Origin of the sequence: Lentzea sp., from assembly GCF_035525475.1 — a bacterium.
Lineage (GTDB): Bacteria > Actinomycetota > Actinomycetes > Mycobacteriales > Pseudonocardiaceae > Lentzea.
Window position 1 is genome coordinate 1 of the sequence record NZ_DATLEC010000167.1, and the last position, 21,626, is coordinate 21,626.

Sequence of the window (21,626 nt, forward strand, 5' to 3'; positions counted from 1 at the left end):
GGCCTGCCGGTACCGCCGCGAAGTCGGCGGCGAAGAAGACCCCCAAGCCCAAGCCGGTACCGGGGGCGTGGGCCAACAAGCTCAGCGCCAAGGACAAGGCGAGCTACGACAAGCTCAAGAACGCCGTGAACGCGTCCTCCAACCGCTCGGCGGCTGACATCCGCCGCGGACTCACGCCCGGCCAGATCGCCAGGGGCAAGGAGACTCCGTGGCGGCGGTCGCAGTACGTGGGCACGGAAATCGAGAAGGACGTCGCCCGCCGCGTGCGCTCGGACACGAACATCACCCACCTGGGGGCGAACAAACCCGGCAAGGCGGTGCCGGACTTCCAGGTCGGCGGCAAGCACAACGTGGACGTCACCGGCGGCAGTGCGTCATCGATGCGCACGCACATGAACCGGCCGTACTACAGTCACCCGGACCAGATACTGACGTACCCCTCGGTACCGAAATCCAAGCTCGACGACATCTTCCGGTAGGTCCCGATGCGAAACCACGTCAAGGAAGAGCTCGAGTACGGCAAGATCATCGAGTCGTCGGCGACGATCGCGGACCTCGACTTCGAGCGGTGCTCGTTCGTCGGCGGAGTGATCATGCAGCCGGCCGACGACCCGGCCTACGAGCTGGTGGTCCGCAACGTCACCCTGCGCAAGTGCAAGGCGGGCAACGTCGAGCTGTACGGCGTCCGGTTCGAAGACGTCACGGTCGACACCCTGAGCCACCCCAAGTCCATCGAGTTCGAAGCCTGCGTCTGCACGCACGTCGTTCTCCGCGGCAAGGTCGGCGCCGTCCGGTTCTCCGCGGCGGTCGAGGACGACTCACGCGCGGTACTGGCCCCCGCGGCCGCGAAACTGTACGAAGGCGTCGACTGGGCGCTGGACATCACCGAGGCCGAGTTCAGCGACGTCGAGATCTGGGACGTTCCCGGACATCTCGTGAAACGCGACCCGGAAACCCAGTTCCTCGTCCACCGGGCAGCGGCCGCAGCGGCGGACATCGACACGTTGTCCGTCTACGCGCAGATCTACGCCGAACGAGCCGCCGAAGCCCCGTACGAGACGAGCGTGCTGGCGGCACCGAAGCGGTCCAAGAGCTTCCGGGAGATCCTCGACGCGTTCCGGGAGCTGCGCGATCTGGGCATCGCCGAATGACCCACCTGAGTAGGCTTTCTCCCATGTCCGTCACGCGCCACGCAGGAGCACGATGATCACCGATGTGTTCAGCGCCGGACCCGAGACCCTGCCCGGCTACCGCGCAGCGGGCTTCCCCGACCCGACGACCTTCGGCTACCGCGCGGTGCGAGCCAGGGGACTGGATCCGGTAGCGCTCGCGTCGCTGGACGTGCTGCTCTCCGGCGTTCCCTTCGAGGCCGCCCTGGACACCGCGGCCACGTCCCCCTCGGACGACCCGGACCTGTACGCGGCCCCGGTGATCACCACCCTCAGCGAGCGGGTCGTGCGGTTCCTGCCGTCGATCGACGACCGGAGCCTCGACCAGCTGGCCGCGGACTGGCAGGGCTCCCCGGAACTGACCGGCCGCGACCCCGCCGCGCTGAGCTCGTGGCTGCGCCAGGTAGCCGACCTGTGCCGCACCACCGTGCCGGCCGGAAACCTCCTGTTCGTCTGGAACTGTCTATGAACATCACCGTGCGCCAGTTCGAAGCCGCTCAGCGACACCGGTGGCTGCAGGCCGCCTACTACCACTACGACGTCGTCGAGACCACGCTCGACACCCCGGCGATCGCCGACGACCCCAACATCAGCACCCCCGGCTCCGGCGACGCGGTCCCGCTGGACTACCCGGACGCGCTCGTGGGCGGCACCAACCCGGTCTACGTGACACCGGGAACCGAGACAAGCGAACGAGCCCACCTCAGCCGGCCAGGGGTGACAGAGCCCGATCAGCTGATCACCTACGCCCCGGCCACCGACGATCTCCTGGCGGAGATCTTCCAGTGACCCGCTCACCGCTGTGCTGAGGACCTCGTTCCGCCGAGTGCCCCGCGGTCGCGAACCACGGGGCACTCGGCGGAGAGGGCCGGTTCAGGCGAGCTGGTTGGCACCGAAGTTGACCAGCTGCGCGGGCGGGCCGCAGATGGCCCTGGGTTGTAGGTGCCTACCGCGCGCACGATGCCGCTGAGGATCTGGCGTCCGTCGCTGCAGTTGACGTAGAGCTGGATCACGCCTTTCGTGACGTTGCAGGTGAAATCGATGACGTAGTACGGGGAGCGGCTGAAGTAGTTGCAGCTGAAGACAGCGTTGGTGCCGATGCCTTCGACGTCGTTGCTGCTGAACTGGTTCGACGTGTCCGTGACGGGCTTGGCCGAGGTGCTCCAGCCCGCAGTCTCGGCGGGCGCGGCGGACGCCGCACCCAGGGCGACCACGAAGGCGGCGATGAGTGCCGCCAGCACGATCAACGGCTTCGCCACCGAAGCGGCGAAGAAGCTGTGAGCAGAGGATTGCGCACGCATGGGGCGTCTCCTGGATTCGATCGACCGGAGCGGTCCGGCGATTCGGGGACCACTCGCTGCTGACGTGCGCCAGCCTGCTGAGCCGCGTTGAACGTCAACTGGACATACCTGTTCTCTCGTGCCGAACCCGGGCATTCGCAGACGTTCCGTGGCTGCTCGACGCCGCTAGGCGCCCGTGACCAAGGCGGCGAGTCGCGCGCGAACGCCTCTGGCGTCAGGATGACTCAGGTCGTCGAGCAGGGCCGCCGCGCCGCGCAGGGCGTCTCGCGCCGCGGAGGTGTCGCCTTCCGCCAGGTGTGCGTCGGCAAGGCGGGTGAGGGTCGCGGCGTTCTCGAACACGTCTCCGAGTTCCCGGTACAGCGCGAGTGCCCTTTGGTAGCACTCGATCGCACGGGCGTTCGCGCCCATGCGGTGGTGGATGAAGCCGAGGCTGTCCCACGTGACCGCTTCGCCTGTCCAGTCACCGACCGCGCGGTGTCGCTCGAGCGCCTCCTGGCACATCGTCAGCGCGTGGCGGTGGCTGCCCAGCTGGCAGAGGTACCAGCCGACCTGGTTCAGCGCGGCGGCCTCGCCCGCGCGGTGACCGCACTCCCGATAGATCTCCAGCGCGTGTTGGCCGTGGTCCAGTGCCTCGGCGTAGCCGCCCTGCGCATCGGCCATCAGGGCGAGGTCGCGATGGATGCCCGCCTTGTCGACGGGAGTGTCACCGAGTTCCAGCGCCGACGTGAGGTGCGCCCGCGCCTTGGCGAAGGAACGCAGCATGATGAACGCCTGGCCGAGCCCGCGGTGCGCACTCGTGAGCGCGCGCTGGTCGGCCAGTCTCGTGCCGGCCGCGAGTGCGGACGTGCCGATCTCGACCCAGTCGTGCCACCTGCCCTGGCGGTCCAGGAAGTCCGCGGTTGTCCAGGCGAGCTGCCACACGTGCTGGTCGAAGCCTTCCGAGGCGGCAAGGGGGAGGAGTTGGCGCAGCACCGCGATCTCGTCTTCGAACCACCGCCACGCGGCCTGGTAGTCGCTCAGCGGTTCAGGACGAGCTCCCGGCGCCGGAGTACCCACGTCGATGCGGTCTCTCATGGGACGCAACACCATTGCCCCGGAGAACGCCGTGTGCACGTAGTGGTCCAGAAGGCGGCGCACTGCGTCCTTCCTCGCCGGCACCAGGGCGTCCAACCGGAACCGCTCCGCGGCGTACACGCGCACCAGGTCGTGGAAGACGAACCGGCCCGGCTGGTGTTCCTCGGCCAGGTGCACGCGCGCCAGCTCGTCCAGCGCGACTTCTGCCTCCTCGCGGGACAGTCCGGCCAGGCTCGCCGTCGCCACGGCGGTGACGTCAGGGCCCGGGTGAACGCCGAGCAGGCGGAACACCTGTGCGGCCGTGGGACCGAGATGCTGACAGGACAACGAGATCGCGGCCCTCACGCTGGTCTTCGGGTCGTCGTCGTCCAGGGTGTCCAAACGCGACTGTTCGCTGTCCAGCTCGCCCGCCAGCGCCTTCAGGGAGAAGGCGGGGTTCAGCGAGGCTCTGGCGGCGAGCACCGCGAGTGCGAGGGGAAGAAATCCCGCACCCGCGATGAGCTCGTCGACCGCCTGGGGTTCCGCCTCCACCCGGTCGCGGCCGAGGTGACGTTCGATCAGCGCGCGGGCCTCGCGGCGGTCCATCTGGCGCAGGGTGACCAGGTGTGCGCCGTCCCCGGCGACGAGACCCATGAGGTGGTTGCGGCTGGTCACTACCACCATCGAGGTGCCGGCGCCCGGCAGCAACGGGCGGATCTGCCGCACGTCCCGCGCGTTGTCCAGCACCACCAGGAATCGCCGTGAGCTCAAGAGACCGCGGTATGCGGCTGCCATCGCGTCGATGTCCGACGGAGCACGATCGGGCGGCACACCCAGCGTGGTGAGCAGCGACCGCAACACCTCCGCCGGTGACACGGCGGACCCGGCGTGCTCGAATCCCCGCAGGTTGACGTAGAGCTGACCGTCGGGAAAGGACTCCTGCACGGTGTGTGCCCAGTGCATGGCCAGCGTCGTCTTGCCCACCCCGGCGGCGCCGCTGATCGCCACGAGTGGCCGATGCAGGCGCAGCAGGTCGTTGAGCACGTCCAGCTCCCCCTCGCGCCCGACGAAGAACGGCGAGTGCGCGAGGAGCTGCCGTGGCGCCGGCTGGTCGGGCCGCCGTCGCGGCGCGGCGGGCGAGAGCTCGTGCCGCTCCCGGACGACCGGGCTCGGTTCGGCCCCGAGCTCGGCCAGCCTGCGGCTCAGCTCGGCGTGATGCCGGTCGGCGTCAGCGTGGCGGCCCGACCTGTGCAGCGCCAGGACCACCTGACCCGCGAGCCGTTCGTCCAGCGGGTGTGCCGCGGCTTCGCGGAACATCTCTCCCAGCACGTCGTCCTGCCTGCCGAGCCGTATCGCCACGTCGTTGCGGTCCAGCACCGCGGCGAACCGCTCGGTTTCGAGGGTGGCGCGCAGCTCCTCCAGCCACGGCGTGGTCAGCCCTTCGAACGGCTTGCCCCGCCACAGCGCGAGCGCACGGGTGAGCGACCGGGCCGCCTGGTCGTCGTCCGCCGTCCCCGCTTCGGCGACCAGCCGCCGGAAGCGGTGGAGGTCGACCGCGGCGGGATCGGCGGTGAGCACGTACCCCGCGCGTTCCTTGACGACCGTCACGTCACCTGCTGCCGCGAGTGCCTGGCGCAGCCGTGAGAGGTAGCCGTACATCACTTTCTTGCCGCGACGCGGCAGGTGCTCTCCCCACACCCGGCTCAGGATCCGCTCCACCGCGACCGGCTGTCCGGCGTCGTGGAGCAGCGCCACCAGCACGCACCGCTGCCGCGCGGGCCCGACGTCGACGCTCCGACCGTCGACGAGCACCTCGACGTCGCCGAGCACGCGGAACTCCACCGGCATGGAACCGAACTAACCAGCCGGTTCACGATCTGTCGAACTGTTGCCGACACCTTGCCCGGCACGACCGGGTCAGGAGTGGCCGGGGGCGGAGGTCGACTCGCGCACGACCAGGCGGCACGACTGGCGGATCACACCGGAAGGTCGGCGCCCGTCCAAGGCGTCCAACAGGTGCCGCGCCGCCGTCGTGCCCAGCCGCTCCAGGTCGAGGTCCACAGTGGTCAGCGGCGGCCGGCAGTCGGCGGCGAACTCCACCCAGTTGTCGTAGCCGACGATCGCCACGTCCTCCGGTATCCGCTTGCCCATCCGTGACAGCGTGTCCACGACACCCGTCGCGATCTGGTCGTTGCCGCAGAACACCGCGTCCACCTCGGGATCGGTGACCAGCAGCATCCCGGCCGCGTGCCTGCCCCAGCGCTGCGACCACTCGCCGTACAGCGGTGCGCCGCCCGCCAGGTCCAGCCCGTGCTCGGCCAGCACCCGGTGCAACGCGGTCACGCGGTCCCGTGCGGCGCGATAGGTCTGAGGGCCGGTGATGTGGCCGATCCGCCTGCGCTGCAACGACACCAGGTGCTCGACGGCCAAACGGGCGCCGCCTTCGTCATCCGCTGTCACCGACAGGTCGCCGGGGTCGCTGGACTCGCAGTAGGCGTAGACGACCGGCACCGGGATGTCGCGGGTCAGCGACGGCCGGATGTCGTTGTCGTCGCCCAGGACGATGAACCCGTCGACCTGCCTGGCCAGCAGCGTGCTGATGTAGTGCCTGCGCCGGATCGCGTCACCGCGCGCGTCGCACAGCAGCACCGACATCTGCTCGTTGGCCAGCGCGTTCTCCACGCCCAGCAGGATCGGCATGGCGAACCGGCCGCCCAGCTCGTCGGTGAGCAGCCCGACGGTGCGCGTCCGCCCCGAGATCAGGCCCTGGGCCAGGGCGTTGGGCTTGAACGACAGCTCGGCGGCGGCACGCAGCACGCGCTCCCTCGTCGCGGGCGCGACCTGCGCTTGGTCGTTGATGGCCTTGGACACGGTGGAGATCGAGACGCCGGCCAGCCGCGCCACGTCGCTGAGGGTCACCGCGTCGGACCGCCGTCTGCCCATCGATAACCTTTCGAAAATTTTATCGAACGTCGCATCGATCATAAGCGCATTTCAGAGTCGTGAACCGTCATGGTGCGCGATGTCCGGAGGGCGCCACAAGGGCCATTGCCGAAAAGGTTTTCCGCTGCCACAGTGCTGGACAGGACAGCGAACCGCGGGAGGCTGGGATGACAGTGACGTCGCCGGACACCACTGCCGTCGGGGGTCGTCCCGTCGTCCCGTCGCGGGGGAAGCTGCGCCCGCTGGGCCAGGACGAGGTCCGGATCACGGGTGGTTTCTGGCGGGAGCGCCAGGACGTCAACGCCGCCCGGACCATCCCGCACGCCCGGTCGTGGATGGACCGGCTGGGCTGGACCGGCGCCTTCACCGCGCAGGACGCCGCCACGGCCGACCGCCGCGGCCGGGAGTTCACCGACTCCGAGGTCTACAAGCTGCTGGAGGCCATGTCCTGGGAAGCCGGCAGGGGAGCGGGAGCACCCGACGCGCTGAAGGCGGAGATCGCGGAGCTGGCGACCGCGATCGCCGCGGCCCAGACGGCGGACGGCTATCTGCACACCGCCTTCGGCCGCGCGGGTCAACGGGCCCGGTACAGCGACATGCTGTGGGGCCACGAGCTCTACTGCACCGGGCACCTGCTGCAAGCCGCCGTCGCACAGGCCCGCACGGGCGGTGGCGCGGACCCGTTGCTGGCGGTGGCCCGGCGCGCCGCCGACCACGTCTGCGAGGCGTTCGGCCCCGGCGGCACGCAGGGCGTCTGCGGACACCCGGAGATCGAGCTGGGCCTGGTGGAGCTCTTCCGCCTGACGGGCGAGCGGCGCTACCTCGACCAGGCGGCCCTGTTCGTCGAACGCCGTGGCCACCGGACGTTGCCGCGCCACCACTTCGGCTGGTCGTACTTCAGCGACGACCAGCCGGTGCGGCAGTCCGCCGTGCTGCACGGGCACGCCGTGCGCGCGCTGTACCTGGCCGCCGGCGCGGTGGACGTCGCCGTGGAGACCGGTGACGACGACCTGCTCCGGGCCGTCGCCGCCCAGTTCGACCGGACGTGGGCGCGGCGCACGTACATCACCGGCGGCATGGGCTCGCGGCACACCGACGAGGCGTTCGGGGACGACTTCGTGCTGCCCGCGGACCGCGCGTACTCCGAGACGTGCGCAGGCGTGGCCGCGATCATGCTGGCCTGGCGGCTGCTGCTGGCCACCGGCGACGGCCGGTACGACGAGGTGGTCGAGCGGATCCTCTACAACGTCGTCGCGACCGCGATCGGCGACGACGGCCGGTCGTTCTTCTACGCCCACACCCTGCACCAGCGCACGCCCACCGCCGCGGTGCCGCAGGACGAGGAGCGGCTGGGGTTCGGCGGCGGGGCGAGGGCGCCGTGGTTCGAGGTGTCGTGCTGCCTGCCGAACGCGGCACGCCTGCTGGCCGGCCTCTCGTGCTACCTCGTCACGGCCGACGACACGGGACTGCGGCTGCACCAGTACGTCGACTCGGAGATCTCCACCCACCTGGACGACGGCCGCGAAGTGGGGTTGCGGGTGCGCACCGGCTTGCCGGACGACGGGGCGGTGACCGTGCGCGTGACCAAGACGGACGACCAGCCGTGGTCGATCACCCTGCGCGTGCCGCAGTGGGCGGCGGGCGCGGAACTCGTCACCACGCATGGACGCCGCCGGGTGCCCGTGGGCGACATCATGGTGTACCGGGCGTTCGCGGTCGGCGAGGAGATCCGGCTGGAACTGCCCACGCGTCCCCGTTTCACCGCGCCCGACCCGAGGATCGACGCGACGCGCGGCTGCGTGTCCGTGGAACGCGGGCCCCTGGTGTACTGCGCCGAGGCCCTCGGTGACGACGACCTCGACAGCCTGCGCGTGGACGACACCGTGCCGCCGGTCGACGTGGAGACGGGCGTCGAGGTCCACGCCCGCTTCGACGCACCCGGCCAGGACGGGTGGCCCTACGGTCCGCCGGGTGCGGCCACCGCCGACCCCCGCCCGGCCACCCCGCTCACCCTCGTGCCCTACCACCGCTGGGCCCGCCGCGGCCCGTCGACCATGCGGGTCTGGCTGCCCACCACCTGATCCCCCCACCCGGCCCGATCACCTGATCGGCACCCGGTACACCCGGACCGTGCTCAAAGGAGAGACCGGTGAGAACCAGAGGGCTTCGTGTTGCCTCCGTCCTGGCGGCGGGTGCACTGGTGCTGGCGGCCTGCGGAGGTCAGGAGCCGCGGAACGCGGCGGGCGCGGACGACGGCGTGGTGCTGACGCTGTGGACCCGTGCCGCGACCGAGTCGGCGTCCAAGGCCTACGCCGACGCCTACAACGCCACCCACCGCGACAAGGTGGAGGTGACCGCATACCCGAACGAGGAGTACCCGGCCAAGCTCGCCTCGGCGGCGGGCGCGAAGTCGCTGCCCGACCTGTTCGCGGCCGACGTCGTGTTCGCGCCCCAGTACGCCTCCCAGGGGTTGTGGGCCGACATCACCGACCGGCTGGCCGCGCTCCCGGTGAAGGACGGCCTCGCGCCCTCCCACCTGAAGGCGGGCACGTGGGAAGACGCGAACTTCGCGTTGCCTCACACGATCGACCTGTCCGTGCTGCTCTACGACAAGGACCTGTACGCCAAGGCCGGTCTCGACCCGGAACGAGCCCCGCGCACCCTGCGCGAGTTCGCCGACCACGCCCGCGCGGTCGACCGGCTCGGCGGTGACGTCAACGGCACGTACTTCGGCGGCAACTGCGGTGGGTGCGTCGAGTTCACCCTGTGGCCGTCGGTGTGGGCGGCGAACGGCGACGTGCTCGACCCCGGGGGCGAGCAGGCGCGGGTCGACTCCCCGGCGATGGCCGACGTGTTCGCCCTCTACCGCGAGCTGTACGAGCAGGGCGTGGCCGCGCCCGCGTCGAAGGACGAGGCCGGTCCCACCTGGCTGGGCGCGTTGCAGAGCGGGAACATCGGCATCGCGCCCGCACCCTCGGTCTGGCTGGACGCGCTGGAGCGAAAGGGTTTGAAGCTGGGCGTGGCCCCGATCAGCGGGCTCACCGGCGGTGAGTCCACCTTCGTCGGCGGTGACGCGCTCGGCATCGGCGCGACCACGGAGAAGGTCGAGCAGGCGTGGGACTTCCTGTCCTGGACCACGTCGGACGAGGCGCAGGTCGAGGTCGTCGCCAAGAACAAGGGCGTGCCGACCCGCACGGACCTGGCGGACAACAGGTACTCCTCCGCCGACCCGCGCACGGTGCTGATCAACGGCCTGGTGGCCAAGGGGCGCACGCCGTACGCGCGCAACTTCAACGTCTCGTTCAACGACCCGCAGAGCCCGTGGTCGCAGACCGTCCGGGGCGCGCTGTTCGGTGACGCGGGCAGGGCCCTGGCCGACGGCAACACCGCCATCACCAAGTCGCTCCAGCAGGGCTGACCAGCCACCGGAGGCTCGGATGTCCACGACCACGGCACCACCAGGAACGACGTCGACACCGCGCACGCGAACACCTCCACCACGGCGGGAGCCACGGCCCGCGAGGAGCGGACGACGGCTGCGCGCCCTCGTGGGCGCCGCGTACGCCGCGCCGACCGCGGTGATGGTCGTGCTGTTCTTCCTGGTGCCGCTCGGCCTCGTGGCGTGGATGTCCCTGCACCGCTGGCCGTTGCTGGGCAAGGCGAAGTTCAACGCTCCGGCCAACTACAGCGGCATCGCCGAGGACGAGCTGCTGCGCTCGGCGGCCTGGTTCACGGTCAAGTACACGGTGATCATCACGGTGCTGCTGTTCGTGGTCGCGTTCGGACTCGCGCTGCTGGTGCAGCACCGGCGGCCCGGCGTCGGCTTCTTCCGCACCGCCTTCTTCCTGCCGACGGCCGTCGGTTTCGCCAGCGCGTCACTGCTGTTCCTGGGCCTGCTCAGCGACGAGATCGGGCCGGTGACCGGCCTGCTGTCGTGGCTGGGGCTGGTCGACGGGTACGTGTCGTGGACCGGTGGCAGCCCGGACTCCGCGCTCGGGTCCGCGGTGGTGCTGGTGCTGTGGCGGTTCGCCGGGTTCAGCATGCTGATCCTGCTGACCGGCCTGCACGCGATCCCGCCGGACATCTACGAGGCCGCGCGGGTGGACGGCGCGAACCGGTGGCAGACGTTCCGTGGCATCACACTGCCGCTGATGCGGCCGACGATCGCACTGGTGCTCACCATGACGACGACCGGGTCGTTGCTGGCGTTCGACCAGTTCTGGATCCTCACCCGCGGCGGGCCGGACAACAGCACCACCTCGCTGGTGATGGTGATCTACCGGGAGGCGTTCATCCGGCTCGACCTCGGCTCGGCAGCGGGCATCTCGGTCGTGCTGCTGGTGGTGCTCGTGGTGTTCAGCGCCATCCAGTTCCGCGTGCTGCGCCGGAGGTCGTCGTGAAGACGCGGGGCTACTACGTCACCGGCACGGCGCTCGCGATCCTGTTCCTGTTCCCCCTCGTCTGGGCCGGGTTCGCGTCGGTCCGCACGGACACCGGGTTCGGGCTGGAGAACTACGACCGGCTGTTCACCTCCGCCAACGGCGTGCGGCTGGAGCACGTGCTCAACAGCGTGGTCGTCAGCGCGCTCACGGTGGGCGGCACGCTAATCGTCGCCACGCTGGGCGGCTACGCGTTCGGCCGGTTCCGGTTCCCCGGCCGCGACCTGCTGTTCCTGCTCACCCTGGCGATCCTGATGGTGCCGTACGCGACGATCCTGATCGCCCTGTACGTGCTGCTGGGCCGGCTGGGGCTGGAGGACTCGCTGGTCGGGCTGAGCCTGGTGCTCATCACGTTCCAGCTGCCGTTCTCGGTGTTCATGATGCGCAACTCGTTCGAGGCCGTGCCGGTGGAGCTGGAGGAGTCGGCCAGGGTCGACGGCTGCACCAGCCTCGGCACGCTCGTCCGGATCATGCTGCCCGCCGTGCGGCCGGGTCTGGTCACCGTGGGCCTGTTCGCGTTCCTGACGTCGTGGAGCGAGTTCTTCGCGCCGCTGATCCTGCTGAACTCGACCGACAAGTTCACCACCACCCTCGCCGTGGTCAACCTGCGGACCGCGAGCCACGGGTCGATCGACTACGCCGCGCTCGAGGCGGGGGTGGTGTTCATGGCAGTGCCCTGCCTCGTGCTCTTCGCCGCCATGCAACGCAGTTACGTCCGCGGGTTCACCTCAGGTGCCGTGAAGGGCTGAACCCACCGGGCCGACGCTGCTCCGTCCGGCAACCGGAAGGAAGATCGTCATGTCACGATCGTGGATGAGAACGCTGCTCGGCACGCTGGCCCTCGCGCTGGCGGTGAGCGTCACGGGCGTCGCACAGGCCGAGCAGGCGCGCGACGTCACGGCCGCCGCCAACCCGGCGACCTGGAGCCCGCCGTCCCACCTGGTCACCCCGCTGAACCAGGTGTGGTCGCACCAGGAGAGCACCTACGGCGACCTGTACGGGTTCCGCAACTACGGCTGGGACCAGGTGTTCGCCAACGGTGGGTACCTGAACTTCTGCGTGCGGTGGGACTCGCCGGCGCCGGTGAGCGCGGCGCTGCGCGACCGCATCCACACGAAGCTCGCCGAGCAGTATCAGAAGTGGATGGACCTGGTGGTGGGGCACAACAACTGGCCCTACGCGCAGGTGCCGATCAAGGTCGTCGGCTGGGCGGTGCGCGACCGCGCGCAGCTGCAGTGGAGCGACAACTCGGTGGACGTCTACGTCAACAATATCCGGGAGAACGCGCCGCAGTGCGCCGAGCCGTGCGGCCGGTTCTTCGTCCGCGACGGCCAGTACCGCAACTGCCCCGGCGGGGTGGCCCGGCACTACGACCAGTCGCTGTGGCTGACCGCCGGGATGGGCGGCGGCGCGGGCGGCGACTGGGGCCAGCGGATGGGCAGCGAGTACTTCGTCGACAACCTCGGCAACCCCGACGTGACGATCCTGCTGCACGAGATCGGGCACACGTTCGGCCTGGACGACTTCTACGACTGGACGCCCAGCGGTGTGCCGGGCTTCATCATGAAGGCGGGCAGCTCGCCGCGGATCACCGAGTTCGACGCCTGGATGTTCCGCGACTGGTGGCGGCACCTGAAGAGCCGTTACGGCCGCTGACACGACGCCGGCGCCCCGAACCCTGCACCGGGGCGCCGGTTTCTCCTCCTCACCGCATTCCTGTGCACCACACCTCGGAAGGTGACGCACATGTCCCTGCCCGCTTCACCCCGTCGCAGCGTGCTGCGCGCGGGCGCGGCACTCGCGCTCGTCGTCTCCGCCGCCGTCACACCGGTCGCGTCCGCGGCCAACCCGATCATCACGACCGTCTACACCGCCGATCCCGCGCCACTGGTGGTCGGCACCACCCTGTACGTCTACGCGGGTCGCGACGAAGCGCCCGTTGGTACCAACAACTTCGTCATGCGCGAGTGGCGGGTGCTGTCCTCGACCGACGCCGCCACGTGGACCGACCACGGCGCGCGGGCGAACATCGGCACGTTCCCCTGGGCGGGCGCGGACGCGTGGGCGAGCGAGGTGGAGCCGCGCGACGGCAAGTACTACTGGTACACCTCGGTCAACGGCAACGGCGCTGGCTGGATGGACATCGGCGTCGCGGTCGGCGACAGCCCGCTCGGCCCGTTCCGCGACGCCAAGGGCGGGCCGCTGGTCAGCGACAGCACGCCCGGCTCGTCCGGGCTGAACATCGACCCGACGGTGTTCACCGACGACGACGGCCAAGCCTACCTCTACTGGGGCGGCTACTGGGGCGCTCGCGCGGCCAAGCTCAAGCCGAACATGATCGAGCTGGACGGCCCCGTGGTCTCGCCGCAGGGCCTGGCGAACTTCTGGGAAGCGCCCTGGATGTTCAAGCGCGACGGCCTGTACTACCTGATGTACGCGGCCAACGACACCAACGGCTGCGTGACCGACTCCAGCTACGCCTGCCAGCGCTACGCCACCGCCACCAGCCCGCTGGGGCCCTGGACGCACCGCGGCGTCGTGCTCGACCGGGTCTCCTCGACCACCAACCACGCGGGCGTGGTGCAGTTCAACGGCCAGTGGTACATCGTGTACCACAACGCCAACGCGCCCGGCGGTGGCAACTTCCGCCGTTCCGTCGCGGTCGACCTGCTGCACTTCAACGCCGACGGCACGATGCGCAAGGTCACCCAGACCACGACCGGCCCGCCGCCGAACCCCGGCACTGGCACGAACCTGGCCCCGTCGGCGACCGCGTCCACCTCGTACGCCTCGCCCTGGGAGTCGGTGGCCGCGCTCAACAACGGCGGCACGCCCGCGAGTTCCGCGGACCGCTCGAACCCGGTCTACGGCAACTGGCCCGAGCGCGGCACGCAGTGGGTCGAGTACCGGTGGCCGACGGCCAAGCCGGTCAACGGGGTGGCCACGTACTGGTTCGACGACGACCAGGGCATCGACCTGCCCGCGTCGTGCGAGGTGCAGTACTGGAACGGCAGCGCGTACGTCGACGTGCCCGGCCAGTCGGCGTGCGGCGTCGCCGGCAACACGTTCAACACCACCACTTTCACCGCCGTGACCACCACGCGGCTGCGGTTGTCGATCACCTCGAAGCCCGACTTCTCGACGGGAGTGCTGGAATGGCAAGCCTTCCAGGCGTGACGCGGCGGCTGGCGGCCGTCGTCCTGCTCGGCGCGCTGCTCGTGCCGGTGGAGCAGGCCTCCGCCGCGCAGACCATCGGCTACCCGACGTTCACCGGTCCCGCGGTCCCCGCGCCGCCGGTCGGGTACAGCACGGGCAGCACCATGCGCGCCATCTACGACGCGGAGAGCGGTGGCACCGACTTCTGGGTGGACCGCCTGCTCGCGCGTCCTGGCAATGACCCGGCCGGACCGTGGTTGATGACCCGTGGCCGGGGCCTGTTCATGAACACCCACGACCCGGCCGTGATCGGCTTCGGCGGCAACGCCGCGTACTGGGACAACATCAGCAGCCAGAACGCCTACGCGATCACGGTGGGCTCCGGGTCGTTGACCGAGCAGGTGTCGAGCCGGTGGCAGGCGCCCAGCCACTGGAAGGGCGTCTACACCGGCGCCGGCGTGCGGGTGGACGTGGCGAAGTTCATCACCCACAACAACGTCGCCGTCACCAACCTGACCGTCACCAACACCGGTTCGGCGTCCACCACGCTGGCGTTGCGCGTCACCTCGCCGTACGCGACGACGGTGAGCGGCTCCGAGCTGACCGGGTCCCGGCAGGTGAAGAACAACCTCACCACCATCCGGCCCAGGCTGTCCGGTGACGGGTTCGCGGCCGCGAGCGGCGCGCTGACCCGGTCGGTGACGCTGGGCGCGGGCCAGTCGACCGCCACCAAGGTCGTGATGGGCTTCGTCACCGACGAGATCCCCGAGTCGCTGACCGAGTACAACGCCTACCGCGGCCACACCCCGCCGGTCGCGTTCGCCACCCACGTCCGCGACTACAACCGTTGGTGGGCCGACAACATCCCCTACATCGACGTGCCGGACCCGGCGATCAAGAAGAACGTGTACTACCGCTGGTGGTTGATGCGCTTCAACCACCTCGACGTGAACATCCCCGGTCAGGACTACCAGTTCCCGGTGTCGATCGAGGGCGTCACGGGCTACAACAACGCGATCGCGCTGACCCAGCCGATGCACATCGACGACCTGAAGTACCTGCGCGACCCGATCTACTCCTACGGGCCGTGGTTGTCGGTCGGCCAGTCGTCCAAGGGCGGCCGGTTCATGGACAACCCCGGCGACCCGGAGAACTGGTCCAACTCCTACACCCAGTACATCTCCGAGGCGGCGTGGCGCAGCTACCAGGTCCACGGCGGCCAGCCGGCCGTGGCGGGCAACCTGGCCAAGTACGCGGAAGGTGACGCCAAGGGCCAGCTGGCGACCTACGACACCAACAACAACGGCGTCATCGAGTACGACTGGGGCGCGATGACCGGCAACGACGCCGACGCGGTGTCGTTCGACTGGCGCGCGGGCAACCTGGACCGGGCCGAGACGGCGTACGTGTGGAGCGGCGCGATGGCCGCGCAGCAGGCGTACGCGCTGATCGGCAACACGGCCAAGGCGAACGAGCTGCAAGCGCTCGCGGACCGCATCCGCAACGGTGTGGTCACCACCCTGTGGAACCCGTCGCGGCAGCTGCTGGAGCACAAGCACGTGGCTACGAACACGCACGTGCCGTGGAAGGAAATCAACAACTACTACCCGTACTCGGTCGGGCTGATGCCGAACACCGACCAGTACAAGCAGGCGCTGCGGCTGTTCGCCGACCCGGCCGAGTACCCGGTTTTCCCGTTCTACACGGCCAACCAGCGGGACAAGGCCGCCGCGGCCGCGGCGGGCCACCCCGGTTCGAACAACTTCTCCACCATCAACTCGACCGTCCAGTTCCGGCTGTACTCGTCGGTGCTGCGCAACTACCCGAACCAGTGGATGACGGCAGAGGACTACAAGAAGCTGCTCTACTGGAACACCTGGGCGCAGTACGTCGGCGGCAACACCCAGTGGCCCGACGCCAACGAGTTCTGGGCCGACTGGAACGCGGGCACCCGCACCATCGGCTACCGCTCGTGGATCCACCACAACATCCTGGGCAGTTCCAACTGGACCGTGGTCGAGGACGTGGCGGGGTTGCGCCCGCGCACCGACAGCCGGGTCGAGCTGTCGCCGATCGGCATCGGCTGGTCGCACTTCGCGGTCAACAACCTGCGCTACCGCAACATGGACCTGAGCGTGGTGTGGGACGACCCGGCCGACGGCGTCACCCGCTACAACGGTGTGCCGCAGGGGTATTCGGTGTACCTGAACGGCACCCGCGCGTTCACCGTGGACCGGCTCACGCGGGTGCTCTACGACCCGGCGACCGGCGAGGTCACGTTCCCGTCCGGTGCGGGCACGGTGAACTACAGCGCGATCGTCAGCGGACTGCGCGCGCCGCAGGACGTGGCGCACACGGGTGCTCGCATGGTGGACATGTTCGCCAAGGCGGGTGTCGACCTGACCTCCACCGCGCCGAACCTGGCGCAGGGCGCGGCGGCCACCGCGTCGTACACGGCGTCCGGCACGTCGACCGGCGCGGCGATCGACGGGTTCCCCATCAACGAGCCGCTGTGGGGCACCTCGGGTTCTCCCAACGCTTCGGACTGGTACGAGCTGGACCTGCGGCAGCAGCGCACGGTCGACGAGGTGCGGCTGTACTTCCGCGACGACCGGGCGGGCAACCGGTACCGCGCGCCCGCGTCCTACGCGGTCCAGCACTGGAACGGCTCGGCCTGGGTGACCGCGGCGGCGCAGGCGAAGGTGCCGGCAACGCCGCGGGCCAACTACAACCAGGTCCGGTTCGCGCCGGTGTCCGCGCAGCGGCTGCGGGTGCAGCTCACCCACGCGTCCGGGTTCAAGACCGCGTTGACCGAGGTGAAGGTGTACGACCGGGGCGGCATGGGGCCCGACCCGAACCCGCCGTCGAACCTGGCGCCGGCCGCCCGCGGTGGGGCACCCGGCCGAACACCGGCGAGCAGTGGGCCGAGCTGACCTGGACCTCGGTGCGGTCGGCGCAGGTGTACTTCTTCGACGACAACGGGGGAGTGCGGGTGCCCGCGTCGTGGAAGCTCCAGCACTGGAACGGCTCGGCCTACGCCGACGTGCCGAGGGCGAGCGGCCCTGGTCCGCTTTGCTGATTCGGCAAAGAAGTTTTGCTGCTTCCCGTGTCGGTGATCCACTGGTCGTGTGAAGGACACCGTTGACACCGTCGCCATGGTGAGTGACCACAGTGGAGTGACTGTGACCGGTGGCACCCGATTGTCGAACGGCGCATTTCCTGGGGTCGTCGCGATGCTCCTGGCTAGCTTCACAGGTGTGTCGGATCGCCGACCGGCGACCATGCCGACTTGGTCCCGCGCCGCGGGGCACGCACATCTGAGAAGGGCACCATGAGAATCTTCCTCACCGGCGCGACCGGTTTCATCGGAGGTGTCGTCGGTGAGCGTCTCGTCGCCGAGGGGCACGAAGTCCGCGGCCTGCTGCGCAACGGGGACCACGCACCCGTCCTCCTGAAAGCCGGGATCACGCCCGTGGTCGGTGATCTGGACGACGGCAACCTCCTCGCGGCCGAGGCGGAGCGCGCTGACGGCGTGGTCAACGCGGCGAACAGCGACCACCGCGGCGCGGTGGAGGCTTTGCTGCGCGGTCTTCGCGGCTCCGGCAAGACGTTCGTGCACACCAGCGGAACCAGCATCATCGGTGACGACGCCAAGGGAGAAGAACTCTCGTCCACCGTCTACGACGACACGCGGGAAGTGGTCGCCGACTCCCACCCGATCCGGCAGGCCCGCTTCGCCCTCGACACCACCGTGGTCGACGCGGCGCGAGACGGCGTCCGCACGGTCGTGCTCTGCAACTCGCTCATCTACGGCAATGGGCGCCCGCCTCGGCCCGACACGGTGCTGATGATCCCGTTGGTCGAGCAGGCGCGCAGCAGCGGAGTCGTCCGAGTCGTCGGCAGGGGCGTCAACACCTGGTCGAACGTTCACGTCGACGACGTGGCGGCGTTGTACTCGATCTCACTGTCCGACTCCACCGCCGGCGGGTTCTACTTCGTCGAGAACGGTGAGGCTTCGATCGCCGAGATCGGCGCCGCCCTCGCCGACAGGCTCGGCCTGGGGCCGGTCGAGCCCTGGCCGTGGGAGAAGGCGGCGGAGGTGTGGGGAGAAGGCCTGGCGCGCTTCGCTCTGGGATCGAACAGCCGTGTCCGAGGCGGCAGGGCGAGGGACCTCGGGTGGAAGCCCGAGCACACCTCGATGACGGACTGGATCCGGAAGGACATGGTCGTGAGGTGAACCGCAGCACCGCGTCCGCGCCAGGTGGCTCGATCAGGACGTCGTCACCGTCCACTGTGGTCACGTCGGCGGTCGGGTCTTCATACCCGCACGACCTCCGCACCGTACTTGGGCGAGTGGACGAAGCCATGAGCACGTGGTCAGGTGGGCTCAGCCTCAACGACTCCCGCACCGCACCTTCGAGCGAAGTCGTCGAACCGGCCGCGAGTTCTTCGCGGAGAGAGCGCGGTCGAGCGACTCGCGCAGCTGATCTTCGCCGACGCGCGCGGACAGCAGCATCTGCTTGGAGAACGCGATCTGCTCCCACTCCGTGCTCCCAAGGCTCATCAGCTCCGTCTCCTCTGAGACCACCTTGTTGCGGCTGAATGGTCGACACGTACCGACGTTGATGTGCGGGACACTTTCCGTGGTCGAGTGAACACGGAGAGGGCACAAAATTGCGCATAAAAGGGAACCCACTCCGCATCACCGCCTTGTCGCTGGTACCTGCCCTGGTGGCCGCCGGGGCGCTGACGGGAGCCGCGACCTCGGCGTCGGCGCAGACGACCGCGGTGCGGATGGACTACACCTGCACGACCTCCCTCGGGCCGAGCGCCCAGATGACCGTGTGGGTCGTCGGCGGTCTGCCGGACGAAGGCGCGGGCCTGAACACCGTCGCCAGGCACGAACCCGCCTACATCGACGTGGACCTGGACCTGCGCGAGCTGCGCCCGGTCCTGACGATGGCCGGCGGGGTGCGCCTGGACACCGACAGCACCGCGACACTCGACGCCCACATCACCGGCCCGGACGGGACGCGGACCACCCAGGCCTCGTTCACCGTCGCGCCCACGTGGCTGACGACCACCCAGGGGACCGCGGTGCGGGCCGCGGGCTCCTTCCCGACGCAGTACCTGACCACACCGGGCTACTACGACCTGCACGTGGACGACCTGGCGCTGACACTGCGCCCCGAGCGCGCCGACGGCACTCCTCTCGGCACGGTCACCGCGTCCTGCTCGCACGACCCGGCGCAGAACGACCTGCTGGGCACCGTGTGGTCGCAGTCCGCCGTCTTCGAGCGGCCGCCGCGCCCGAGCGGGTTGCGGGTGGTCTCGACGACCCCGACGTCCGTGACGCTGGCCTGGGAAGCCTCCTCCTGGTGGAACCCGACCCTGGGCTACGAGGTGTACCTGGACGGCGGGCACACCGGCTTGGTCACCGAGAAGCAGGTCACGCTGACCGGGCTGACCCCCGACAGGCAGCACCGGGCGAAGGTCGTCACCAGGGACGTGCAGGGCATCCGCTCGACCATGAGCCAAGGCCTGATCTTCACCATCCCGCCGGCCTGACACCCTGACCCGCTGATCGCAGGTCCCGCGAGCGCGATCGAGCAACGCCACAAAAGCGCGTTCATGGCCCTGTCACGGCAGCTCTCGGCAAGGTGAGCAGGCGTCCACGATCGCTGCGGTGTCCCAGTAGAAGGGGCGTACCCCGGTGATGCGCCCGTCCTCGACGGTGATCGTCTGCAAGATCGGGAAGTCAAGCCTGCGACCGGTGGTCCGGGCGCGTGCGCGGACATCAGTCAGGACGACGAGTGGGCTGGTGGTCGCCAGGAAGGCCTGGTCCACCATCTCGAAGGTGTCCCACGTCCGGCTCATGGCGAGGAAGAACTGCTCCATGCCTCCATGACCGCGCCAGACTCCGCCGTACGGCAGTGCCGAAGCCTGGTGCAGCACGACGTCCGGGGCGAAGAAGGGCGCGAGTGGTGCGAACGACGCACTCCCCGGGCCACCCGCGGCGAGGTATTCGGCCTCCGCCGCGTACATGCCTTTGAGCACGGACATGGCAGCCGTTGTCGACGACGTGGTCATGACGATCACTGTGGATCGTCATGACCCGGCCCGCTGGCGGGAATCCGTCATCACGATCGCCCGTCGAACCGCCGACGGCATCACCGGACGCCGGCCACCCCGCCCATCGGCTCTGTCTCGTCTGAGGCCTGACGGGACGCAGAAGTCGGTGCCGAGTCGCGCACCGCCTTCGAGCGTGATGCCCACCCAGACGACCTGACCCGGTTCGATCTTCGCGTCGATCACGAACGCCTTGTCGTGCACCGGCTTCGTGTAGTCGGCGTGCCAGATCCTGGGGTCGTTGTCATCGATCGACGAGTCCTGCGACGTCACCGCTTCCACGCGGAAGCGCTGCTGGCTCGTTAGCTCCGTCGATCGCGTATGGCGATGAGTGACATGGTTCCGGCGCATGGATCTTGGTCAGCCCGGGGCAGTCGAAGCCGGCGTGGCCGGCGTGGCCGGCGTCTGATGGGCGACAGAGCCGGTCGCCAGTCCGATGTCCAGCACGTGCACGTGGCAGTCGACGAACCCCGGCAGCAACGTCCGCGCGCCCAGATCAATGGTCCGCACCCCGTCGGCACGGACCTCGCGCCCCACGTCGACGATCCGGCCGCCTCGAACCAGCACCCTCAGCTGTCCCGACGGTCGCTCAGCACGCCGTCCCACACATGATCAGCTTGCAGCAGCACTTCGCCATCACGATCACCGCTGTGCTCACCGGTCAGGCGCAGGGTGGAAGCCGCGGACGAGGCTTCCTCCGAACACAGGGCGTAGATCACGGCCGTGGTGGGTAGAGGTAGATCGAGTTGAAGAGCGGCCGAGTTGCGCACGAAGGGCAGGCCGAACATCAAGCAGGACATCGCGACCGTCAGCGAAAGGGCTTACCGATGAGCGAGAAGAACATTCCTTCCGATGCGAACACACCCGGACGGGTCGAGAGCCAGGCGCACGGGGGAGTGGACACGGTGAAGCAGACCGCCACCCAGGCCAGGAAGGCAGCAACAGCGGCGGTGGGGACGGCGACGGACGCTGCGGGCGAAGCGGGAGAGAAGATCGGCGAGGCCGGTGCCGCCGCCGGGAAGGCGGGCGTGGCGGAGCAGGCCGGCGCGGCCCGCGAGAAGGCGGCCGTCGTGGCTGCCCAGCTGAGCGAGAAGGCGACCCAGGCCGGCCAGAAGGCCAGTGAGGTCGCCGACCAGGTGAGCGGGAAGGCGACCGTCGTCGCGGGCCAGGTCGGGGAGAAGGCCGGGGTCGTGGGCACCCAGGTCGGTGTGACTGCCATCGAGGCGTTCGAGGCGCTGCCCGACCCCGTGAAGCTGCGCGTCGAGCAGGGTGTCAGTCAGGCCCGCCGGCACCCGGCGGTGGCCGCGGCCGGCGCGGCGGCGGTCGTGCTGGTGCTGTGGAAGCTGCTGCGGCGGGGGCGGTGAGCACTTCCAGCTGAGCGCTGGACTGAAGAAGTCCTCACCTCGCCCCAGACGGATCGCGGCTGGGGCGAGGTG

Annotated in this window: 23 protein-coding genes; 15 read left to right on the plus strand and 8 right to left on the minus strand. The window is 69.6% G+C overall.

What is annotated here, in order from left to right:
• The 4 genes from VM306_RS27150 to VM306_RS27165 all read left to right on the plus strand — a co-directional run.
• The coding region (locus tag VM306_RS27150) for a hypothetical protein (protein ID WP_325520069.1) at window positions 1-479 on the plus strand (479 nt) is incomplete at its 5' end.
• Window positions 480-485: 6 nt separating this feature from the next.
• Window positions 486-1,151 (plus strand): hypothetical protein, encoded by a 666-nt coding sequence (locus VM306_RS27155; protein WP_325520071.1) that lies wholly within the window; start codon window positions 486-488, stop codon window positions 1,149-1,151.
• A gap of 52 nt (window positions 1,152-1,203) precedes the next feature.
• Window positions 1,204-1,638: a hypothetical protein gene (locus tag VM306_RS27160; protein ID WP_325520073.1), complete on the plus strand. Its 435-nt coding sequence runs from the start codon at window positions 1,204-1,206 to the stop codon at window positions 1,636-1,638.
• Window positions 1,635-1,958 carry a hypothetical protein gene (locus tag VM306_RS27165; protein WP_325520075.1) on the plus strand — a complete coding sequence of 108 codons (324 nt, stop codon included), beginning with the start codon at window positions 1,635-1,637 and terminating at the stop codon, window positions 1,956-1,958. The genes VM306_RS27160 and VM306_RS27165 overlap by 4 nt, the downstream gene beginning before the upstream one ends.
• A gap of 5 nt (window positions 1,959-1,963) precedes the next feature.
• On the opposite strand, the gene VM306_RS27170 is transcribed toward VM306_RS27165, so the two are convergent.
• From VM306_RS27170 to VM306_RS27180, 3 genes are all read right to left on the minus strand, one after another.
• Window positions 1,964-2,428, minus strand: a complete 465-nt coding sequence (locus tag VM306_RS27170) for a hypothetical protein (protein WP_325520077.1) — start codon at window positions 2,426-2,428, stop codon at window positions 1,964-1,966.
• Window positions 2,429-2,635: 207 nt separating this feature from the next.
• Window positions 2,636-5,371: an AfsR/SARP family transcriptional regulator gene (locus VM306_RS27175; RefSeq protein ID WP_325520079.1), complete on the minus strand. Its 2,736-nt coding sequence runs from the start codon at window positions 5,369-5,371 to the stop codon at window positions 2,636-2,638.
• Window positions 5,372-5,440: 69 nt separating this feature from the next.
• Window positions 5,441-6,466 (minus strand): LacI family DNA-binding transcriptional regulator, encoded by a 1,026-nt coding sequence (locus tag VM306_RS27180; RefSeq protein ID WP_325520081.1) that lies wholly within the window; start codon window positions 6,464-6,466, stop codon window positions 5,441-5,443.
• A 167-nt stretch (window positions 6,467-6,633) separates the two neighbouring features.
• On the opposite strand from VM306_RS27180, the gene VM306_RS27185 reads away from it, so the two are divergent.
• The 9 genes from VM306_RS27185 to VM306_RS27225 all read left to right on the plus strand — a co-directional run bounded on the left by VM306_RS27185 (window position 6,634) and on the right by VM306_RS27225 (window position 18,298).
• Window positions 6,634-8,547 carry a glycoside hydrolase family 127 protein gene (locus VM306_RS27185; protein ID WP_325520083.1) on the plus strand — a complete coding sequence of 638 codons (1,914 nt, stop codon included), beginning with the start codon at window positions 6,634-6,636 and terminating at the stop codon, window positions 8,545-8,547.
• Between the two features lie 68 nt (window positions 8,548-8,615).
• Complete coding sequence (locus VM306_RS27190; RefSeq protein ID WP_325520085.1) at window positions 8,616-9,884, plus strand: sugar ABC transporter substrate-binding protein; 1,269 nt, start codon at window positions 8,616-8,618, stop codon at window positions 9,882-9,884.
• A gap of 130 nt (window positions 9,885-10,014) precedes the next feature.
• The gene (locus VM306_RS27195) at window positions 10,015-10,866 is read left to right on the plus strand and encodes a sugar ABC transporter permease (RefSeq protein WP_325520087.1); all 852 of its coding nucleotides are present in this window, start codon (window positions 10,015-10,017) and stop codon (window positions 10,864-10,866) included.
• On the plus strand, window positions 10,863-11,654 hold the full coding sequence (locus VM306_RS27200; protein WP_325520089.1) for a carbohydrate ABC transporter permease: 792 nt from the start codon (window positions 10,863-10,865) through the stop codon (window positions 11,652-11,654). The genes VM306_RS27195 and VM306_RS27200 overlap by 4 nt, the downstream gene beginning before the upstream one ends.
• 49 nt (window positions 11,655-11,703) lie before the next feature.
• Window positions 11,704-12,561 carry a hypothetical protein gene (locus VM306_RS27205; RefSeq protein ID WP_325520091.1) on the plus strand — a complete coding sequence of 286 codons (858 nt, stop codon included), beginning with the start codon at window positions 11,704-11,706 and terminating at the stop codon, window positions 12,559-12,561.
• 90 nt (window positions 12,562-12,651) lie between these two features.
• Window positions 12,652-14,082 (plus strand): glycoside hydrolase family 43 protein, encoded by a 1,431-nt coding sequence (locus VM306_RS27210; protein ID WP_325520093.1) that lies wholly within the window; start codon window positions 12,652-12,654, stop codon window positions 14,080-14,082.
• Window positions 14,079-16,994 (plus strand): discoidin domain-containing protein, encoded by a 2,916-nt coding sequence (locus VM306_RS27215; protein WP_325520095.1) that lies wholly within the window; start codon window positions 14,079-14,081, stop codon window positions 16,992-16,994. The genes VM306_RS27210 and VM306_RS27215 overlap by 4 nt, the downstream gene beginning before the upstream one ends.
• A gap of 11 nt (window positions 16,995-17,005) precedes the next feature.
• The gene (locus VM306_RS27220; RefSeq protein WP_325520097.1) at window positions 17,006-17,140 is read left to right on the plus strand and encodes a hypothetical protein; all 135 of its coding nucleotides are present in this window, start codon (window positions 17,006-17,008) and stop codon (window positions 17,138-17,140) included.
• A 252-nt stretch (window positions 17,141-17,392) separates the two neighbouring features.
• A complete protein-coding gene (locus VM306_RS27225) occupies window positions 17,393-18,298 on the plus strand; it encodes an NAD-dependent epimerase/dehydratase family protein (protein ID WP_325520099.1) in 906 nt (301 codons plus the stop codon).
• Window positions 18,299-18,454: 156 nt separating this feature from the next.
• Here VM306_RS27225 and VM306_RS27230 read toward each other — a convergent pair whose 3' ends face one another.
• Window positions 18,455-18,625 carry a hypothetical protein gene (locus tag VM306_RS27230; protein WP_325520101.1) on the minus strand — a complete coding sequence of 57 codons (171 nt, stop codon included), beginning with the start codon at window positions 18,623-18,625 and terminating at the stop codon, window positions 18,455-18,457.
• 146 nt (window positions 18,626-18,771) lie between these two features.
• On the opposite strand from VM306_RS27230, the gene VM306_RS27235 reads away from it, so the two are divergent.
• Entirely contained in the window at window positions 18,772-19,629 is an 858-nt protein-coding gene (locus tag VM306_RS27235; protein ID WP_325520103.1) for a fibronectin type III domain-containing protein, read from the plus strand.
• 72 nt (window positions 19,630-19,701) lie between these two features.
• Here VM306_RS27235 and VM306_RS27240 read toward each other — a convergent pair whose 3' ends face one another.
• The 4 genes from VM306_RS27240 to VM306_RS27255 all read right to left on the minus strand — a co-directional run bounded on the left by VM306_RS27240 (window position 19,702) and on the right by VM306_RS27255 (window position 20,978).
• On the minus strand, window positions 19,702-20,151 hold the full coding sequence (locus VM306_RS27240) for a nuclear transport factor 2 family protein (RefSeq protein WP_325520105.1): 450 nt from the start codon (window positions 20,149-20,151) through the stop codon (window positions 19,702-19,704).
• Window positions 20,152-20,169: 18 nt separating this feature from the next.
• A complete protein-coding gene (locus VM306_RS27245) occupies window positions 20,170-20,472 on the minus strand; it encodes a hypothetical protein (RefSeq protein ID WP_325520107.1) in 303 nt (100 codons plus the stop codon).
• A gap of 78 nt (window positions 20,473-20,550) precedes the next feature.
• Window positions 20,551-20,757: a hypothetical protein gene (locus tag VM306_RS27250; RefSeq protein ID WP_325520109.1), complete on the minus strand. Its 207-nt coding sequence runs from the start codon at window positions 20,755-20,757 to the stop codon at window positions 20,551-20,553.
• Between the two features lie 2 nt (window positions 20,758-20,759).
• Window positions 20,760-20,978 carry a hypothetical protein gene (locus VM306_RS27255; RefSeq protein WP_325520111.1) on the minus strand — a complete coding sequence of 73 codons (219 nt, stop codon included), beginning with the start codon at window positions 20,976-20,978 and terminating at the stop codon, window positions 20,760-20,762.
• Between the two features lie 39 nt (window positions 20,979-21,017).
• Between VM306_RS27255 and VM306_RS27260 the strand changes: the two genes are divergently transcribed.
• A complete protein-coding gene (locus VM306_RS27260) occupies window positions 21,018-21,554 on the plus strand; it encodes a hypothetical protein (RefSeq protein ID WP_325520113.1) in 537 nt (178 codons plus the stop codon).
• Window positions 21,555-21,626 lie beyond the last annotated feature (72 nt).

Bases quoted from the DNA above. Each gene is read 5' to 3' on its own strand.
- VM306_RS27155 (WP_325520071.1), top strand. From the start codon at position 486: ATGCGAAACCACGTCAAGGAAGAGCTCGAGTACGGCAAGATCATCGAG.
- VM306_RS27160 (WP_325520073.1), top strand. From the start codon at position 1,204: ATGATCACCGATGTGTTCAGCGCCGGACCCGAGACCCTGCCCGGCTAC.
- VM306_RS27165 (WP_325520075.1), top strand. From the start codon at position 1,635: ATGAACATCACCGTGCGCCAGTTCGAAGCCGCTCAGCGACACCGGTGG.
- VM306_RS27175 (WP_325520079.1), bottom strand. From the start codon at position 5,371: ATGCCGGTGGAGTTCCGCGTGCTCGGCGACGTCGAGGTGCTCGTCGAC.
- VM306_RS27180 (WP_325520081.1), bottom strand. From the start codon at position 6,466: ATGGGCAGACGGCGGTCCGACGCGGTGACCCTCAGCGACGTGGCGCGG.
- VM306_RS27185 (WP_325520083.1), top strand. From the start codon at position 6,634: ATGACAGTGACGTCGCCGGACACCACTGCCGTCGGGGGTCGTCCCGTC.
- VM306_RS27205 (WP_325520091.1), top strand. From the start codon at position 11,704: ATGTCACGATCGTGGATGAGAACGCTGCTCGGCACGCTGGCCCTCGCG.
- VM306_RS27210 (WP_325520093.1), top strand. From the start codon at position 12,652: ATGTCCCTGCCCGCTTCACCCCGTCGCAGCGTGCTGCGCGCGGGCGCG.
- VM306_RS27225 (WP_325520099.1), top strand. From the start codon at position 17,393: ATGAGAATCTTCCTCACCGGCGCGACCGGTTTCATCGGAGGTGTCGTC.
- VM306_RS27230 (WP_325520101.1), bottom strand. From the start codon at position 18,625: ATGAGCCTTGGGAGCACGGAGTGGGAGCAGATCGCGTTCTCCAAGCAG.
- VM306_RS27240 (WP_325520105.1), bottom strand. From the start codon at position 20,151: ATGACCACGTCGTCGACAACGGCTGCCATGTCCGTGCTCAAAGGCATG.
- VM306_RS27255 (WP_325520111.1), bottom strand. From the start codon at position 20,978: ATGTTCGGCCTGCCCTTCGTGCGCAACTCGGCCGCTCTTCAACTCGAT.
- VM306_RS27260 (WP_325520113.1), top strand. From the start codon at position 21,018: ATGAGCGAGAAGAACATTCCTTCCGATGCGAACACACCCGGACGGGTC.